Source organism: Marinobacter flavimaris, assembly GCF_045057155.1.
In the GTDB taxonomy this organism is placed as follows: Bacteria; Pseudomonadota; Gammaproteobacteria; order Pseudomonadales; family Oleiphilaceae; genus Marinobacter; species Marinobacter manganoxydans.
Map to the genome: position 1 here is coordinate 2,764,964 of NZ_CP171359.1, position 15,847 is coordinate 2,780,810.

Annotated in this window: 16 protein-coding genes; 12 read left to right on the forward strand and 4 right to left on the reverse strand. The window is 57.7% G+C overall.

Annotation, left to right across the window (positions count from 1 at the left end):
- Window positions 1–4: 4 nt before the first annotated feature.
- Window positions 5–520: an SRPBCC family protein gene (locus tag ACGK9W_RS13070; RefSeq protein WP_008169356.1), complete on the reverse strand. Its 516-nt coding sequence runs from the start codon at window positions 518–520 to the stop codon at window positions 5–7.
- Window positions 521–743: 223 nt separating this feature from the next.
- Here ACGK9W_RS13070 and fabA point away from each other — a divergent pair, with 223 nt between their 5' ends.
- Both fabA and fabB read left to right on the forward strand, forming a co-directional pair.
- On the forward strand, window positions 744–1,253 hold the full coding sequence (fabA, locus tag ACGK9W_RS13075; RefSeq protein WP_008169354.1) for a bifunctional 3-hydroxydecanoyl-ACP dehydratase/trans-2-decenoyl-ACP isomerase: 510 nt from the start codon (window positions 744–746) through the stop codon (window positions 1,251–1,253).
- Between the two features lie 11 nt (window positions 1,254–1,264).
- Window positions 1,265–2,476: a beta-ketoacyl-ACP synthase I gene (fabB, locus tag ACGK9W_RS13080; protein WP_008169352.1), complete on the forward strand. Its 1,212-nt coding sequence runs from the start codon at window positions 1,265–1,267 to the stop codon at window positions 2,474–2,476.
- A gap of 6 nt (window positions 2,477–2,482) precedes the next feature.
- Here fabB and ACGK9W_RS13085 read toward each other — a convergent pair whose 3' ends face one another.
- Window positions 2,483–2,839 (reverse strand): helix-turn-helix transcriptional regulator, encoded by a 357-nt coding sequence (locus ACGK9W_RS13085; protein ID WP_014578227.1) that lies wholly within the window; start codon window positions 2,837–2,839, stop codon window positions 2,483–2,485.
- A gap of 158 nt (window positions 2,840–2,997) precedes the next feature.
- Here ACGK9W_RS13085 and yegQ point away from each other — a divergent pair, with 158 nt between their 5' ends.
- The 8 genes from yegQ (at window position 2,998) to ACGK9W_RS13125 (ending at window position 11,191) form a co-directional block, all read left to right on the forward strand.
- A complete protein-coding gene (yegQ, locus tag ACGK9W_RS13090) occupies window positions 2,998–4,317 on the forward strand; it encodes a tRNA 5-hydroxyuridine modification protein YegQ (protein ID WP_053112987.1) in 1,320 nt (439 codons plus the stop codon).
- A gap of 477 nt (window positions 4,318–4,794) precedes the next feature.
- Window positions 4,795–6,243: a Fe-S cluster assembly protein SufB gene (sufB, locus tag ACGK9W_RS13095; protein WP_008169346.1), complete on the forward strand. Its 1,449-nt coding sequence runs from the start codon at window positions 4,795–4,797 to the stop codon at window positions 6,241–6,243.
- Between the two features lie 195 nt (window positions 6,244–6,438).
- Window positions 6,439–7,212, forward strand: coding sequence for a Fe-S cluster assembly ATPase SufC (gene sufC, locus ACGK9W_RS13100; protein ID WP_008169344.1), 774 nt, complete (start codon window positions 6,439–6,441; stop codon window positions 7,210–7,212).
- A 12-nt stretch (window positions 7,213–7,224) separates the two neighbouring features.
- Complete coding sequence (gene sufD / locus ACGK9W_RS13105) at window positions 7,225–8,511, forward strand: Fe-S cluster assembly protein SufD (protein WP_008169342.1); 1,287 nt, start codon at window positions 7,225–7,227, stop codon at window positions 8,509–8,511.
- A 6-nt stretch (window positions 8,512–8,517) separates the two neighbouring features.
- Window positions 8,518–9,771, forward strand: coding sequence for an aminotransferase class V-fold PLP-dependent enzyme (locus ACGK9W_RS13110; protein WP_008169340.1), 1,254 nt, complete (start codon window positions 8,518–8,520; stop codon window positions 9,769–9,771).
- 13 nt (window positions 9,772–9,784) lie between these two features.
- Window positions 9,785–10,138, forward strand: coding sequence for an iron-sulfur cluster assembly accessory protein (locus tag ACGK9W_RS13115; protein WP_008169339.1), 354 nt, complete (start codon window positions 9,785–9,787; stop codon window positions 10,136–10,138).
- Window positions 10,139–10,177: 39 nt separating this feature from the next.
- Window positions 10,178–10,720 (forward strand): putative Fe-S cluster assembly protein SufT, encoded by a 543-nt coding sequence (sufT, locus tag ACGK9W_RS13120; RefSeq protein WP_008169336.1) that lies wholly within the window; start codon window positions 10,178–10,180, stop codon window positions 10,718–10,720.
- Window positions 10,721–11,191, forward strand: coding sequence for a SufE family protein (locus tag ACGK9W_RS13125; RefSeq protein WP_008169334.1), 471 nt, complete (start codon window positions 10,721–10,723; stop codon window positions 11,189–11,191).
- Between the two features lie 12 nt (window positions 11,192–11,203).
- On the opposite strand, the gene ACGK9W_RS13130 is transcribed toward ACGK9W_RS13125, so the two are convergent.
- Complete coding sequence (locus ACGK9W_RS13130) at window positions 11,204–12,409, reverse strand: flagellar assembly protein T N-terminal domain-containing protein (RefSeq protein ID WP_014578231.1); 1,206 nt, start codon at window positions 12,407–12,409, stop codon at window positions 11,204–11,206.
- A gap of 36 nt (window positions 12,410–12,445) precedes the next feature.
- On the reverse strand, window positions 12,446–12,994 hold the full coding sequence (locus ACGK9W_RS13135; protein ID WP_405417112.1) for an LPP20 family lipoprotein: 549 nt from the start codon (window positions 12,992–12,994) through the stop codon (window positions 12,446–12,448).
- Window positions 12,995–13,242: 248 nt separating this feature from the next.
- On the opposite strand from ACGK9W_RS13135, the gene traF reads away from it, so the two are divergent.
- Window positions 13,243–14,544 carry a conjugal transfer protein TraF gene (gene traF / locus ACGK9W_RS13140; protein WP_008169329.1) on the forward strand — a complete coding sequence of 434 codons (1,302 nt, stop codon included), beginning with the start codon at window positions 13,243–13,245 and terminating at the stop codon, window positions 14,542–14,544.
- Window positions 14,545–14,719: 175 nt separating this feature from the next.
- Window positions 14,720–15,841, forward strand: a complete 1,122-nt coding sequence (locus ACGK9W_RS13145) for a multifunctional CCA tRNA nucleotidyl transferase/2'3'-cyclic phosphodiesterase/2'nucleotidase/phosphatase (RefSeq protein ID WP_104270735.1) — start codon at window positions 14,720–14,722, stop codon at window positions 15,839–15,841.
- Window positions 15,842–15,847 lie beyond the last annotated feature (6 nt).

Sequence of the window (15,847 nt, forward strand, 5' to 3'; positions counted from 1 at the left end):
CTGGTCAGGCAGCCAACTCCTGCCTGACCAGCAACTCGAACCTTGCCCTTGCCTGGCGGAACCGGCTGGCAGGGAAGTGAATACTGATTCCTTCCAATGCCGCCAGAAGCATCTCAAGATGAGCATCCCAGCCCGCACAGGCAATCGGCACCACCTCATCATCAGGCAGTAATAATGTCAGCGACAGGCGGGTTCCCTCGTCGATGGGATCAAGGTCCCATATCAACGGACGCTCAGGGGAATCACCCGAACTCCAGGAATAGGCCAAGCGACGATTCGGCTGGCAATCCGTGACCCGACAATCGATCGGCATACCACTGTTACCGAAATCCAGCTGAACCCGACCGCCGAGCCTGGCATCCAGCTTTCCAGGCGCCAGCCACTCCGCCAGACACACCGAGTCTGTCAGCATTTTCCAGACTCGTTCAGGCAAGTGCCCGGTTTCTCTTTCAAGACGTACCAAAACCCGGTCACCCTCGCGCCGAACCTTGCCTGCGATAATTTCCTCATTCCCGGACATACGCCCTCCTTGCCAGTCTCGAATCTCCGGATGTCACAGAACGGACTTCTGATAGATGATTGTATTCGCGGGGTCGCACAAGCACCTTGATGACCATCAAACGGGATTAACAGACGAGTTCGGGGAACTTCAAACCGGCAATCATCCACTAAAGGTCAATAGCAGCTCCCGAAATTCGAGCTAAAGTATGAGGAAATCATTTTGTAACAGAGACACTGGCACTATGAACCCGGATCATTTTGATAAAGAAGACCTGATCAAATGCGGCCATGGCGAGCTCTTCCCCGGCTCCATGCGCCTGCCCATCAACGAGATGCTGATGTTTGACCGCGTCACGCACATTGCGGACGACGACGGCCTCTACGGCAAGGGCAGCCTGGTAGCGGAGCTCGACATCAATCCGGACCTGTGGTTCTTCAAGGTGCACTTCGTTGATGATCCCGTGATGCCGGGCTGCCTCGGCCTCGATGCCATGTGGCAGCTGGTAGGCTTCTTCCTCGCCTGGGGTGGCGGTGAAGGGAAAGGCCGCGCATTGGGCGCCGGTGAAGTGAAGTTCACTGGCCAGGTCTTGCCGACGGCCAAGAAAGTCACCTACCGTCTGGATCTCAAACGCGTGATCAGGCGCAAACTGACCATGGCAATTGCCGATGGCCGGATGGAAGTAGATGGCCGGGAAATCTACACAGCCAAAGACCTGCGGGTCGGCATGTTCACCTCGACCGATGATTTTTAGGAGTTAACAGGATGCGTCGTGTTGTAATCACCGGTATGGGCATTGTTTCCAGCCTTGGTACCAACCAGAAGGAAGTCGCACAGTCACTCAGGGAATCCCGTTCTGGCATCGGCTTTAGCGAAGAAGCCCGGGACAATGGTCTGCGCAGCCACATCTGCGGCCAGATCAACCTGAACCTGCCCGAATTGATTGACCGGAAACTGTGGCGTTTCATGTGCCCCGCTTCCGGTTACACCTATCTGGCGATGCTTGAGGCTATCGAGCAGGCCGGGCTGACCGATGAGCACATCAAGGCCGACACCACTGGTATCATCTTTGGCCAGGGCGGCGCCTCGACGGTTGAGCTGCTGGATTCCATCGATACCCATCGCGACCGCGGTATCCGCCGTGTCGGGCCCTATCGCGTGCCGCGCACCATGGGCAGTGCGATCAATGCGTCACTGGCAACCGGATTTGGCATTCGCGGCATCAACTACGGCATCACCTCTGCCTGCGCTACCAGCGCGCATTCGATCGGCCATGCCGCCGATCTGATCGCTCTCGGGCGCCAGGATGTCATGTTTGCCGGCGGTGGCGAAGATATCCACTGGACCCTGAGCCTGCTGTTCGATGCCATGGGCGCCCTGTCGACGAAATACAACGACACGCCTGAACTGGCGTCACGCACCTATGACGCGAATCGGGACGGCTTCGTGATTTCTGGTGGTGGCGGTGTGCTGGCCCTTGAAGCGCTGGAGCACGCGGAAGCGCGGGGCGCAAACATCCTGGCAGAGCTCGTCGGCTTCGGTGCAACTTCCGATGGCGCAGATATGGTTGCCCCGAGTGGCGAGGGCGCAGTGCGCTGCATGAAGCAGGCAATGAAGAACCTGGATGGCGAAATCAGCTACGTGAATACTCACGGCACCAGCACCCCGGCCGGAGACATCACGGAGCTGAAAGCATTGAAAGAGACGTTTGGCGACAAGATCCCGCCGCTGAGCTCCACCAAACCCCTATGCGGCCACGCTCTTGGCGCGGCGGGCGTACATGAGGCTATTTACAGCCTGATCATGCTGCGTGAAGGCTTTATTGCTCCATCGGCAAATATCCAGGACCTTGATGAAGGGGCCGAAGGCTACCCGATCGTTCGGGAACGCATGGATAACCAGAAACTGGACCTGGTGATGAGCAACAGCTTTGGCTTTGGTGGTACCAATGCCTCACTGGTGTTCAAAAAAGTCTAATCCGGATCAGGATAGCCTGACAGAGCGGTATTCAGCCGGGGATGTCCCCATCCAGCGCTTGAAAGCCCGGCTGAATGCGCTCAACTCCGAAAAACCGAGCTGCTCGGCAATCTCCACCAGCGGTTTGGTCCTGTCCTGCATGTAGGTCAGCGCCTGCCTGCGGCGAACATCCTCCAGCAAACGGGCGAAGGTCAGCCCTTCACGCTTCAGTTTCTTGTGCAACGTGTAGCGGCTCATATGCAGCTGCGACGCCACGACTTCCACACCAACTTTGCCACGAGCAAGCTGAACACTGATCAGGGAACTGACCCTGACACTCAGCGAAGCCCGCGCCACCTCTGGCGTCAGAGGCTTTGATGCCATCCTGAATTCCTCCTTTGCAACGCTTCGGCCCGAAAAGCCCGAACCGTGAGCGTACACATGTTAGCCGAAAACAATCAATAAGACCTTTGAGCAGGATCAAGGGAACGGCCGACGGCATACGGCAGAATGCCCCGTTTTCAGAATCGCCCGGAGCCACTATGAAAACCCCGGAACTGCTCGCCCCCGCGGGCACCCCCGAACACCTTGAAACCGCCTTTGCCTATGGCGCCGATGCGGTCTACGCAGGCCAGCCGCGCTATTCGCTGAGAGTAAGAAACAACAGTTTCAAAGACGTTGCAGCGCTTGGCGCGGGCATTGAACGGGCCCACGAACTGGGCAAACAGTTCTACCTTGTCTCCAACATAGCACCTCACAACGACAAGGTGCGGTCCTATCTGAGGGATCTGGCGCCAGTACTGGAACAAAAACCCGACGCGCTGATCATGTCGGATCCCGGCCTGATCATGCTGGTGCGGGAAAAATGGCCAGACCAACCCATCCATCTTTCAGTACAGGCCAACGCGGTGAACTGGGCCACGGTAGAGTTCTGGCGGCGTCAGGGAATCAGCCGAGTCATCCTCTCCCGTGAACTGGCCCTGAATGAAATTCGCGAGATCCGCGAACGGGTCCCGGAGATGGAGCTCGAAGTCTTCGTTCACGGCGCCCTGTGCATGGCTTATTCTGGCCGCTGCCTGCTCTCGGGTTACATGAACCACCGGGACGCCAACCAGGGCGCCTGCACCAACGCCTGCCGCTGGAACTACAAACAGGTCCAGCACGGCCACGACCAGACCGGCGACCTGATCGCCACCTGCGGCGGCGGCGATGTACAGGAGGTGGCACCGAAAGAAATCCTGCTGGAAGAGCCCAACCGCCCGGGCGGATTCATACCCGCCTATGAAGACGAGCACGGCACCTACATCATGAACTCAAAGGATTTGAGAGCCGTTCAACACGTCGCTGAACTGGCAAAGATGGGCGTTCATTCCCTGAAAATTGAGGGCCGCACGAAGAGCACCTACTACGTGGCCCGCACCACCCAAGTCTACCGTCGCGCCATCGACGAGGCGGTGCAGGGCAAGCCGTTCGACATGAACCTGATGGACGAATTGGAAGCCCTCTCCAACCGGGGCTATACCGAAGGCTTCCTGCGCCGCCATATGCCCCGGGAATACCAGACCTACGAACAGGGCTCCTCATTCCTTGGCACCCAGCAGGTGGTTGGCACCATTACCGGCAAGGATGACCAGTGGCTGACCATAGACGTGAAGAACAAATTCGCCCCCGGCGACCAACTGGAACTGATCAGCCCGGCCGGCAACATCCGGTTCTCGGCTAATGTCATGGAGAACCGAAACGGCCAGGCCATGGACTATGCGCCGGGCAGCGGGCATATCGTGCGGATTCCAAAACCGGCTAATCTTCCACAAACTCTGGAGCACAGCTACCTCACCAGACTCCTGGCTACCGGCGACTAGCAATTAGTCTGAGGCGCCAAGCGGGATTGCCTCCCAAAACCGTGCATTGCCATGGATGGCAATGCCGAGCCCCCAGGGATGGGTTCACGGCGTGTTTTGGGAGGCAGTCCCGCCTGGCGCCCACCTCGAACCTCGCAGTCCTGCAATAACCAGACTATCAGCCTCATTACCCCCCCCCTTAGTGCCCCAAAGGCCGATTAAGGTATAATCACCCCACGCACAAATTAATACCTGACTATTTTACTCTGGTATTGTATAATCGCTCGCCAGAAGCGATGGATTCAGGCGGATTTTCTGCTTACTTATCAGCGACAGTCTTTGAAATCCGTCATCCAAAAAGCGATTGCAGGGCGTACTCATGGGATGAGCGACCACTGCAACACCCAAACTGAAGACATCCGATCGACAGCCCATCTTTGACGCTGTCGGCGACACTAAGGGCGCAAGCCCGCGATGAGAGAATACGGAGCGACGATCATGGCGACCACCGACACCGAGGTGAACGAGCTGATCAAACGGGAATACGAGTACGGATTTGTAACAGACATTGAATCCGACACGTTCGAACCCGGCCTTAATGAAGACGTTATCGCCCGCCTTTCCGGCCTCAAGAAAGAACCGGAATGGATGCTGGAGTGGCGTCTGAAAGCCTACCGTCGCTGGCTCGAGATGGACGAGCCGGACTGGGCCCACGTGGGCTACCCGAAAATCGACTACAACTCGATTTCGTACTATTCCGCGCCCAAGCGGCCGGAAGACATGCCCCAGAGCCTGGACGAAGTGGATCCGGAGCTTCTGAAAACCTACGAAAAGCTGGGCATTCCCCTGCACGAACGTGAGAAGCTCGCGGGCGTGGCGGTTGATGCAGTATTCGATTCGGTTTCCGTAGCAACCACGTTCAAGGAACCACTGGCCAAAGCCGGCGTGATCTTCTGCTCTATCTCCGAAGCAATTCAGGATTACCCGGAGCTGGTCAAAAAATACCTGGGCTCGGTAGTGCCGGCCGGTGACAACTTTTTCGCCGGGCTGAACTCCGCGGTCTTCTCCGACGGTACGTTTGTCTATGTACCCAAGGGCGTTCGCTGCCCCATGGAGTTGTCCACCTATTTCCGCATCAACGCAGCCAACACCGGACAGTTCGAGCGTACTCTCATTATTGCCGAAGACAGCAGCTACGTGAGTTACCTTGAAGGTTGCACCGCGCCCATGCGGGACGAGAACCAGCTGCACGCTGCGGTTGTTGAACTGGTGGCCCTGGACGACGCCCAGATCAAATACTCCACCGTGCAGAACTGGTACCCGGGTGATGAAGAAGGTAAAGGCGGCATCTTCAACTTCGTCACCAAGCGTGGCGCCGCCATCGGCAAGAACTCCAAGATTTCCTGGACCCAGGTCGAAACCGGCTCCGCGGTCACCTGGAAGTATCCGAGCTGTGTCCTGCGTGGCGAAAACAGCGTTGGTGAGTTCTATTCCGTGGCACTGACCAACAACTACCAGCAGGCCGACACCGGCACCAAGATGATTCACCTGGGCAAGAACACCTCCAGCACAATCATCTCCAAGGGTATTTCCGCCGGCAAGAGCTCCAACGCTTACCGCGGCCTGGTGAAATTCGGCCCCGGGGCGGAAGGTGCACGTAACTTTACCCAGTGCGATTCGCTCCTGATCGGCGACCGCTGCGGCGCCCACACGTTCCCTTACATTGAAAGCAAGAACAAGTCGGCCATCGTAGAGCACGAGGCAACCACCTCGAAGGTCAGCGACGAGCAGATGTTCCTTTGCCGCCAACGCGGTATCGACCCGGAACAGGCGGTCTCCATGATCGTGAACGGCTTCTGTAAGGAAGTGTTCAAAGAGCTGCCCATGGAGTTCGCTGTCGAGGCCGGCAAGCTACTTGAAGTTAGCCTCGAAGGGTCCGTTGGTTAACAGGACGGCAAGCACAAAAGTATCGCAGAAGCCGTCGGGCAGGCCCTTCCGGGATCGTCGAAATCAGGGATGATTTCGTCGAGCGTACAGGGATGTATTTACAGCGTATCCCGGAAGGGCCTGCCCGATGGCTGACTCCGCCCAGTTAGGGGCAGGCAACAGAATTCAGACGGTTAAATGAGAGAGACGCTACAAATGCTGAGCATCAAGAACCTGCACGCATCCGTTGAGGGCAAAGAAATCCTCAAGGGCATCAACCTGGAAATCAAGGCCGGGGAAGTTCACGCCATCATGGGCCCCAACGGCTCTGGTAAGAGCACCCTGTCGCAGGTGCTGGCAGGCAACGAAGCATTTGAAGTTACCGAGGGTGAAATCACCCTGAACGGCGACAACCTGCTGGAACTTGAAACTGAAGAGCGTGCCCGCGAAGGCATTTTCCTGGCGTTCCAGTACCCGGTGGAGATCCCCGGGGTGAGCAACCTGCAGTTCCTGCGCACCGCCGTGAATGCCATGCGCCAGCACAAGGGCCAAGACGAGATGAACGCGGCGGAGTTCATGAAGCTCGCCAAAGAAATTTCCAAGCAGGTGGATCTGGATCCGGCGTTCCTGAAGCGGGGCGTCAACGAAGGCTTCTCCGGTGGTGAGAAGAAGCGTAATGAGATCATGCAGGCCCTGCTGCTGCAGCCGAAGCTGGCAATTCTCGACGAGACCGACTCCGGGCTCGATATCGACGCCCTGAAGGTTGTTTCTGACGGCGTGAATGCTCTGCGCGCGGAAGACCGCGCCATCCTGATGGTGACCCACTACCAGCGTCTGCTGAACCACATTGTGCCGGACTACGTGCACGTTCTGGCGGGCGGCAAGATCATCAAATCCGGTGGCCGCGAGCTGGCGCTGGAGCTGGAAGAACGCGGCTACGGCTGGCTGGGCATCAAGGATGAAGAAACTGCCGACAGTTCAGCCAACTAAGGAGGTCGCGGAATGAAACCAGCACCCACTCTTTCCACCGCGTTCCTGCACCCGGCCGGGCAGTCCCTGCCGGAGCCCCTGCTCGCCCTGCGCAAGCAGCGTGGAACCGCTCTGGTCGACATGCCCTTGCCGACCCGGAAAACCGAAAACTGGAAATACTCCAGCAAGTACCTGAAGCTGACCGACGACATGGCCATCTCCCTGCCGGCGGATGGCAAGACCGGCAGCGGCCTGGCAGTGCCCGGCTACAAGGTTGCGTTCCTTAACGGTGTAATGATGCCAGAGGCCTGCGAATATCCGGATCTGGACGGCATCAGCATCAAGAGCTTCGGCGATCTGAGCGATGAGGAAGCCAGCGATCTGGCGGATCGCCTGGACAGCACCCTGGACAACAAGGCGGTTCAGATGGCCCGGCTGAATTCAGCCCGTTTTGAAGACGGCCTGCTGATTCGCCTGAAGCCGGACGCAGTGCTCGACCAGCCGCTGTTCATTGTTCACGAGGTAACGGCCGAGGCCAGCGGTTCGGCTTTCCCGCGCATTTTCGTGGATGCCGGCCGTCATAGCCAGATTACGCTGGTGGAGGAGTACATCTCCAGCGGCTCGGCCCAGGTCATGGTCAATACCGTCACTGAATTCAATGTGGCCGACGGCGCCAACATCACCAGCATTCGCCTGAACATGGAAGGCGAGAACGTCCAGCACATTGGCTCCACCGGCGTCCTGCAACAGCGCAGCTCGCGGTTTGAAAGCCATACCGTTGGGTTTGGTGGCCCCCTGCGCCGGCACGATCTGCAGGTTCGGCTTGAAGGTGAAGGCGCTGAGTGCAAGCTCAACGGGGTAGTTGTTACCCAGGGCAAACAGCACTACGACAACCACACCACCATCGAGCACGTGGCTGCCCACTGCAACAGCGAAGAAACCTATCGGAATATCGCAGCGGACCAGTCCCACGCCGTGTTCAATGGCCGGATTCATATCCATCAGGACGCCCAGAAGTCCAATGCGGATATGAACAACAAGAACCTGCTGCTGTCCAACGGGGCAGAGATTGACACCAAGCCGGAACTGGAAATCTATGCCGATGACGTGAAATGTGCCCATGGCGCGACCATCGGCCAGCTTGACGAAATCTCGCTGTTTTACCTGGTTTCACGGGGTATCGGCCGGCGTCAGGCGAACGTTCTGCTCACCATGGCCTTTATCAACGAGCTGGTCGAGCAGATTCCGGTTGAAGCAGTGCGGGAGACGGTCCAGGGCCGTCTGAACCACTTCTTCGAACAGACATTTCAGGAGGCGTAACCGGTTATGACCGATCTGTCCGTGGCAAGCACCGCCAAGCGCACCACCTTCGACGTGGACGCGATTCGCCGGGATTTCCCGATCCTGTCCCAGCAGGTAAACGGAAAGCCCCTGGTGTATCTGGACAACGGTGCGTCGGCCCAGAAGCCGGAGGCTGTGCTGGATGCCATGGATCGGTATTACCGTGAGATGCACTCCAACGTCCATCGGGGCGCCCATACGCTGGGAGACCGTGCGACCTCCGCCTTCGAGGGTGCCCGCGAGACGGTTCGAAACTTCCTGAACGCCGAAAGCACCCGGGAAATTATCTGGACCCGCGGCACGACCGAGGCCATCAACCTAGTTGCCAATGGGCTCGCCCCGCGCCTGAAGGCTGGTGACGAGATCCTGGTGAGCCACATGGAACACCACGCCAACATCGTGCCCTGGCAGATGATTGCCGAGCGCACGGGTGCGAAAGTGGTGCCTGTTCAGGTGACACCGGAAGGCGAGCTGGACCTCGAGTCCTTCACCAGCCTGCTCAATGAGAAGACCCGGGTGCTGGCAATCACCCACGTTTCCAACGTGCTTGGCACGGTGAACCCGGTGGCGGCCCTGATTGAACAGGCCAAGGCCCACGGCATCATCACCCTGGTGGACGGGGCCCAGGCGGTACCTCATTACCAGCCGGACGTTCAGGCGCTGGGCTGCGACTTTTACGTGTTCTCATCGCACAAGCTGTTTGGCCCCACTGGTATTGGCGTGCTTTACGGTAAGGCCCAGTTGCTGGAGGAAATGCCTCCCTACCAGGGCGGCGGCGAGATGATCGAACGAGTGTCCTTTGAACGGACCACCTGGAATACCCTGCCCTACAAATTCGAGGCAGGCACCCCGGCCATTGCCGAGGCAGTCGGACTGGGAGCCGCCATCGACTACCTGAACGGCCTGGATCGTTCCGCCATGGAAGCGGCCGAGACCGGCCTCCTTGAGCGGGCCAACCAGCTGGTGGAAACCGTACCCGGCATGGAGATTATCGGTACGGCAAAAAACAAAGTGCCGGTTATATCCTTTAAAATTGCCGGCCTGCACCCCAGTGATATAGGCACGCTGCTGGATCAGCAGGGAATCGCAATCCGCACGGGTCACCATTGCGCCATGCCGCTGATGGATTTCTATGGAGTTCCCGGTACAGCCAGGGCTTCATTCGCGTTCTACAACACTCTGGACGAGGTGGATACATTGTTTACCGCCCTGCAGAAAGTCCAGCGTCTGTTTGCCTGATGGAGGTGGAATTATGACAGCCGAAGTCTTCACCCCGACCGTCGCCGTCACCATGACGCCCAGCGCGGTCAAGCACGTGCGCAAACAGCTGGAGAAAAAGCCGGACGCCAAGGGCATTCGGCTGGCCATCAAGAAAAGTGGCTGCTCCGGCTTCAAATACGAAACCCAATGGGTGGAAGACACCGCCGCCGACGACAAGGTGTTTCACATTGATGGCGTCGATGTTTTCGTGAAAGAAGAGCATCTGCCGCTGGTGAACGGCATCGAGATCGATTTTGTGACGGAGGGCGTGAACTCCATGTTCCAGTTCCGCAATCCGAACGCCACCGCAGAGTGCGGTTGCGGCGAGAGTTTTACCGTCGCGTAATCCGATATAAAGATTGAAAAGAGCGAGGCCCGAACAGGCATGCAAGAACGGGAAGTGGTCCTGACCAAACGCGAGGTGGAAGCCCGCCTTGTTCCTTCCGGAACCGAAATCATGATTCCGTCGGACACCTTTGTGACCATCACGCAGTCGCTGGGTGGCACCTTTACGGTCGCTGTTAACGGTAACCTTGCCCGGATTGAAGGCCACAATGCCGACGCGCTCGGCAAGAAACCCCTGGAAAGCAGCTTTGAAACCCCGGAAGACGGCACCGTCAACGAAAACCAGGTCTGGGAAGCCATGCAGAACTGCTACGATCCGGAAATTCCGGTGAACGTAGTGGATCTGGGCCTGATTTACGAGTGCAGGATTGAAAATGGCACCGAAGACGGCAACCATGTGTACGTGCTGATGACGCTGACTGCCGCCGGCTGCGGCATGGGCCCGGTGATAACCGAAGATGTGAAAACCAAGCTCGAGCATGTGCCCAATGTGGACAAGGTGACCGTTGAACTGACCTTCGATCCGCCCTGGAGCAACGAAATGCTCACCGACGAAGCCAAACTCGAACTGGGAATGCTGTAAATGACTGCCAGTGAACAGGACTTTCTGAACAACCCCTTGGGTAAAGACACCACCCTGGATGACGTTCTCGATGGCTTCGAGCTGCTGGACGACTGGGAAGAGCGCTACGCTTTTATCATTGATCTGGGCAAGCAGCTTCCTGCGTTTCCCGAGGAATCCCGGGTTGAAGAAAACTATGTTCATGGCTGCCAGAGCCAGGTCTGGCTGATTCATCATTACGATGAAGACAGTGGCCGGCTGTACCTGTTGATTGACTCCGACGCCATGATTGTTCGTGGACTGGCTGCCATCATCCTGGTCGCCCTTAACGGCAAAACCCCGAGGGACCTGCTGGCCACGGACATTGATGAGTTATTCGAGCAGCTGGACCTGTTCCGGCACATTTCCCCGACCCGCGGCAACGGGCTCAGGGCGATGGTTGGCAAGATCCGCGACATTGCGGCCGCCGAGGTGGCCAACGCCAGCAATTGATGCCCGTCAGCCCTACCAGATAATCGCTATATCATCTCTCTGGATATTCACGATGCCGCCCAGTTGCGGCATGGTACCCCGGCTAAAATGCGGCTGAACTTTTTCGAGCGTCACTGACAAGTCGCTGTCCTGCAATTCTGGTGAGTCATCTGGTGATTCCAGGTAGCGCTTGCTGCGATAGATCTTCAACTCATCACCCGGCCTGAGGCCTGCTGTAGCCCCGGATTCCAGCGTTACAGAAAAGTCGTCTACCCGCGCAATTCTGGTCATGAAGGGCTGACACGCCAATGCATCCGTTACTGCCATCGCCATGTCTGCGATAACATCCTCGACAGCCTGACCGTAGGCGGTTTTCTGGAAGCCGGCAGAGCCGAACCCTGCTGAACTGCCAGGCCCGGCATCCCAATCGGCCGCGGCTTCAAATCTCTGACGATAGACCGGCGCGCCACTGAAGCCGTCGAAGATAACGAGATCAGCCGCAAACCGGCGCCGTTGATCTACCGCCCCGATGCCCCGCTGCATTTTATCCAGCACGGAGGTGCCCCACGCTGACGGATCCGCAACGCCAAGATCCCGGATAACGCCTGTCACTACGAACTGAACGCCCATTTCACGGGCCAGTTCCAGTACATTGGTCAATCGATTGTCGCCCTGTTGTACCGTAGGCGCGTTCAGCAGATCCGTGAACATCCGTGAGGTTGTCGCACCAAAGACCTGCAATCCGCCCTGAGCCACCAAACGCTGCTGGAGTTGTTGCGGCAAGATTTCGCCGGCGTCATCAATCCGCCCGACTCTGGCCTGGTCCGGATACAGGACAGGAAACCCGGTCACTGCGACGCGCTTTTTCAGGCGTCCGGAATCTCCAGATCCACACTGGCTGCGACTCTCGCTGATATCGCCCCGGACAATCACCCGCAACAGATTGCCACTCTGGTACTCATCAATTACCCGCACATTCCGGGCTCTGGCGCTTGACGCCAGATCCATCCGTGACTCAGTGATCACGCCGTTTTTCATGGTGTCGTGCGTGCTAACCCTGGCTTCATACTGCAGGGAAAGGTCCCGGATTGCGGCCTTGCGGGCCTCAGCCCGGGCGGCTTCCAGGTTGCCATTGTGGATATTGGCATGGCCCACGCCTTCCAGAACCACCGCATGGGCGGCAGAAACCACGAAGAGCGCCAGAGCTCCGAGCACAGCCAGTGACAGCAAGCGTTTCATAATTCTCGATACTCCCTACACTCTCTATACTCTCGATCAATCAAGGTAATACAGGGAATCCACGCCTTTGCTCTGCACATCGCCCACGCTGTCATTTTCCTGCGGCATGGGAATCGGGCAGAGATCCTGCACCTGATCATTAGCAACCTTGGCCACACAGGCCCGGAAACGTGGCTCGAGCTTCAGTTCCATCACCGTTTCGAAGACACCGTCGCTGTGCTCGTTGACCGCGACCAACTTCGCGCCGCGAATGTAGCTGTCCACATAGGTTCTGAAGGTGTCGTTGCGCAGCACAAAATCATTAACGGTGGAACTGCCGTACACGACAGTACCGTAGACCCGTTCAACGAGATTCCGGTAGGCGTCCAGCTGGGAGGCCCGCCGGGCCATCAGACGTTTGCGGATATTTGAACGGTCGGCCGCAACATCCTCATAGGTCCCCAGACCGCTCACCCGCACAGTAATTGGCTCCAGCATCGTATCCTGGCGGGACTGGTTGCCGTTATCCCCCTGATAACTGCCAACCGGCGCACAAGCAGCCACCGTTGTTGCCAGCAGAGGCATAAGTATCCAGCGAAGGTTCATTGCGTGTCTCCAGAAAACGTCATTTCCGGTTTCCCATGAAAAAACTACGCCAGTTTTTCTAACTGCCTGATATTCCGATCAACAACTCCCAACCGTATTGTTTTGCAATCCCTATGCGGCAAAAAACTGCCTCTGTTTACACATCAAAAACAAACCGTTACCCCATGCGTCATGAGCTGGATAAGGTTCTGCCTTACCCTTTCAGGTACGTAACATCTATTTTGCCTTTTTACCTGACAGGATTCTTCATGACCGGATATCGCCTGACCAAACTTTCTCTGGCTATTGGTCTTTCCATTGCCACCAGTTCTGCACTGGCCAGCCCGCAGTCGTTTATGTCTGCCCGCTCTTTTGCCATGGGTGGCACTGGCGTCGCTGTAGCAACACCATCATCAGCGCCGATGGATAACCCAGCGATGATGGCCTCCGATCACCACAGCTGGAACGATGATTTTGGGTTGATGCTGCCCTCGGTGAATGCTCGCGCAGCGGATGAGGAAGAAACAGTTGACCAGGTGGATGATATCCAGGATGTAATCACTGATCTTGAATCGCTGGTTTCCGGTTTTGATCCCAATACCGACGACCCACAAAGTATTCAGGACGGCGCCGCCGATCTCAGCGACCGTTTGACCGAATTCGACAGGGACACCATGCGAGTGAACGCCGGTCTAGGGCTGGGCCTGGCTGTGCCGGGACAATCTCTGGCTGTCGGCGTGTTTACCAATGCAAACCTGACAGCAACCGTTCGTGGTGACGTGTCCGATCAGGATATTACCGCACTGAATGCGATTGCCACTGCAGCAACGGCCCAGGACGTTCAGAATGCCGTCGACCAGATCAGTACGAATGGCACCCTGAACCTGACATCACAAGGAAAAATACTGGCATCCGCCGTCGGGGAAGTGGGCATCAGCTTCGCACGGGCTTTTGAGCTACAGGATGGCAACAGCTTCCAGCTTGGCCTGTCGCCGAAATACGTGGAGCTGCGCACCTTCCAGTACACGGAAGCGGTTTCCGGTTTCGAAGATGACGAATTCGACGATGACCAGTATCAGACTGAAAAGAGCGGCTTCAACCTCGACGTGGGCGCAGCCTACAGCTTTGGTGATTCCAACCAGTGGAACACCGGAATTGTCGTTAAAAACCTGATCCCCATGGAGCTCGACTCCGCTGCGAGCCGGCCTTTGCTCGGAGAGGAAGTTCGCACATTAAAGCTGGACCCGATGGTTACAGCGGGCATCGCGCACAAGAGCGAATACCACGTTATCACCGCGGAAGTGGACCTGACCAAAAAGGAAGCCTTTGGCTTTGAGGACGACACCCAGTGGGCAGCCCTTGGCGCCGAATTCGACGCCTTCCGTTACGCCCAGTTGCGGGTGGGTGTTCGCCACAACCTGGCCAGCAACGATGACAACGACGGCATTGAAGAGAAAACCCAGTTCACGGCAGGTCTCGGACTGAACATTGTCGGCGTCCGCCTCGATATCGGCGCCCTGTACAGCGATGCAGATGCCGGTGCCGCCCTGGAGCTTGGCACCGCGTTCTGATGGAAAGCTGAAAGTGGGGTCAGATGAAGATTTCATCTGACCCCAAGCTCCAATCAAAGCCCGCCCGGGCAATCCGGGCGGGCTTTTTTATGGCCCTCATGCGTCACAGGTTTGCCTGCCCTGCCCGGGAACCGGATAATCCACCGACACACTCCCGAAAGGAATCAGCGATTTCATGCAGGCCTATCTGGTTGGCGGTGCCGTTCGTGACGAATTACTCGGCCTTGAGGTCAAGGACCGGGATTGGGTGGTGGTCGGCGCAACTCCAAAGGAAATGCTAGCCAACGGCTTCAAGCAGGTGGGCGCGGACTTCCCGGTATTTCTGCATCCCCGAACCCGGGAAGAATATGCCCTGGCTCGCACCGAGCGGAAACAGGGGCGCGGCTACCACGGCTTCACTGTTTACAGCGCGCCCGACGTCACCCTTGAGCAGGATTTGAAGCGCCGGGACCTGACCATCAATGCGATGGCAAAAGCTGAAAACGGCGATCTGGTCGACCCCTTTGAAGGCCGCAGAGATATTGAAGATCGCAAGCTTCGGCATGTCTCGGAGGCCTTCGCCGAGGACCCCCTGAGAATTCTTCGCACAGCCCGGTTCGCAGCCCGCTTTCACCCGCTGGGATTTTCCGTGTGCGACCAGACCATGGCCCTGATGAAGCGCATGGTGGATAGCGGAGAAGTAGACCACCTGGTGCCCGAACGGGTCTGGCAAGAATTCCAGCGGGCGCTGCATGAACAGGCGCCCGAGGCCTTTTTCGAAGTTCTTCGTGACTGCGGCGCCCTTGAGGTTCTTATTCCGGAATTAGCTTCGGAAAAAGTCTTTCAACTCGCGATGGCGGCACTTGGCTGCGTCCACCGCCGCTTGCACGCCGAGACGGAGGAGCGTTTTGCGGCCCTGCTCTCCCCCCTGGATGCCCCTGTTGCAAAGGACAGGGGCAAAGCCCTGAAGGCACCCAATGACTGTCAGAATCTGGCGCGACTGGTTACTGCCTTCACACCCCAGATCCGGGACATTGATGCGCAAAGCCCGGAAGCCGAAACGCTTCTGGACCTGCTCGACCAGGCGGACGTCTGGCGCCGCCCGGAACGTTTTTCGCAACTCACGAAGGTGCTCGAGTGCGCCTTGCCGGGCGATTCCCTCACACTGGACCTGCTGCGAACCGCCTCGGAAGCGGCGACCGGCGTTGAGCCGAGAACCCTCCTGGCGCAAGGGTATAAAGGCAAGGAACTGGGCAGCGCAATCCGGACTGAACGCCTGAAACGCATCGGCGACGCCGTCGCCCCGACCAACCACTGAGGAGGC

Bases quoted from the DNA above. Each gene is read 5' to 3' on its own strand.
- ACGK9W_RS13115 (WP_008169339.1), top strand. From the start codon at position 9,785: ATGACAGCCGAAGTCTTCACCCCGACCGTCGCCGTCACCATGACGCCC.
- traF (WP_008169329.1), top strand. From the start codon at position 13,243: ATGACCGGATATCGCCTGACCAAACTTTCTCTGGCTATTGGTCTTTCC.
- ACGK9W_RS13070 (WP_008169356.1), bottom strand. From the start codon at position 520: ATGTCCGGGAATGAGGAAATTATCGCAGGCAAGGTTCGGCGCGAGGGT.
- sufC (WP_008169344.1), top strand. From the start codon at position 6,439: ATGCTGAGCATCAAGAACCTGCACGCATCCGTTGAGGGCAAAGAAATC.
- ACGK9W_RS13130 (WP_014578231.1), bottom strand. From the start codon at position 12,409: ATGAAACGCTTGCTGTCACTGGCTGTGCTCGGAGCTCTGGCGCTCTTC.
- ACGK9W_RS13145 (WP_104270735.1), top strand. From the start codon at position 14,720: ATGCAGGCCTATCTGGTTGGCGGTGCCGTTCGTGACGAATTACTCGGC.
- ACGK9W_RS13135 (WP_405417112.1), bottom strand. From the start codon at position 12,994: ATGAACCTTCGCTGGATACTTATGCCTCTGCTGGCAACAACGGTGGCT.
- ACGK9W_RS13125 (WP_008169334.1), top strand. From the start codon at position 10,721: ATGACTGCCAGTGAACAGGACTTTCTGAACAACCCCTTGGGTAAAGAC.
- sufT (WP_008169336.1), top strand. From the start codon at position 10,178: ATGCAAGAACGGGAAGTGGTCCTGACCAAACGCGAGGTGGAAGCCCGC.
- yegQ (WP_053112987.1), top strand. From the start codon at position 2,998: ATGAAAACCCCGGAACTGCTCGCCCCCGCGGGCACCCCCGAACACCTT.
- sufB (WP_008169346.1), top strand. From the start codon at position 4,795: ATGGCGACCACCGACACCGAGGTGAACGAGCTGATCAAACGGGAATAC.
- sufD (WP_008169342.1), top strand. From the start codon at position 7,225: ATGAAACCAGCACCCACTCTTTCCACCGCGTTCCTGCACCCGGCCGGG.
- fabA (WP_008169354.1), top strand. From the start codon at position 744: ATGAACCCGGATCATTTTGATAAAGAAGACCTGATCAAATGCGGCCAT.
- ACGK9W_RS13110 (WP_008169340.1), top strand. From the start codon at position 8,518: ATGACCGATCTGTCCGTGGCAAGCACCGCCAAGCGCACCACCTTCGAC.
- ACGK9W_RS13085 (WP_014578227.1), bottom strand. From the start codon at position 2,839: ATGGCATCAAAGCCTCTGACGCCAGAGGTGGCGCGGGCTTCGCTGAGT.
- fabB (WP_008169352.1), top strand. From the start codon at position 1,265: ATGCGTCGTGTTGTAATCACCGGTATGGGCATTGTTTCCAGCCTTGGT.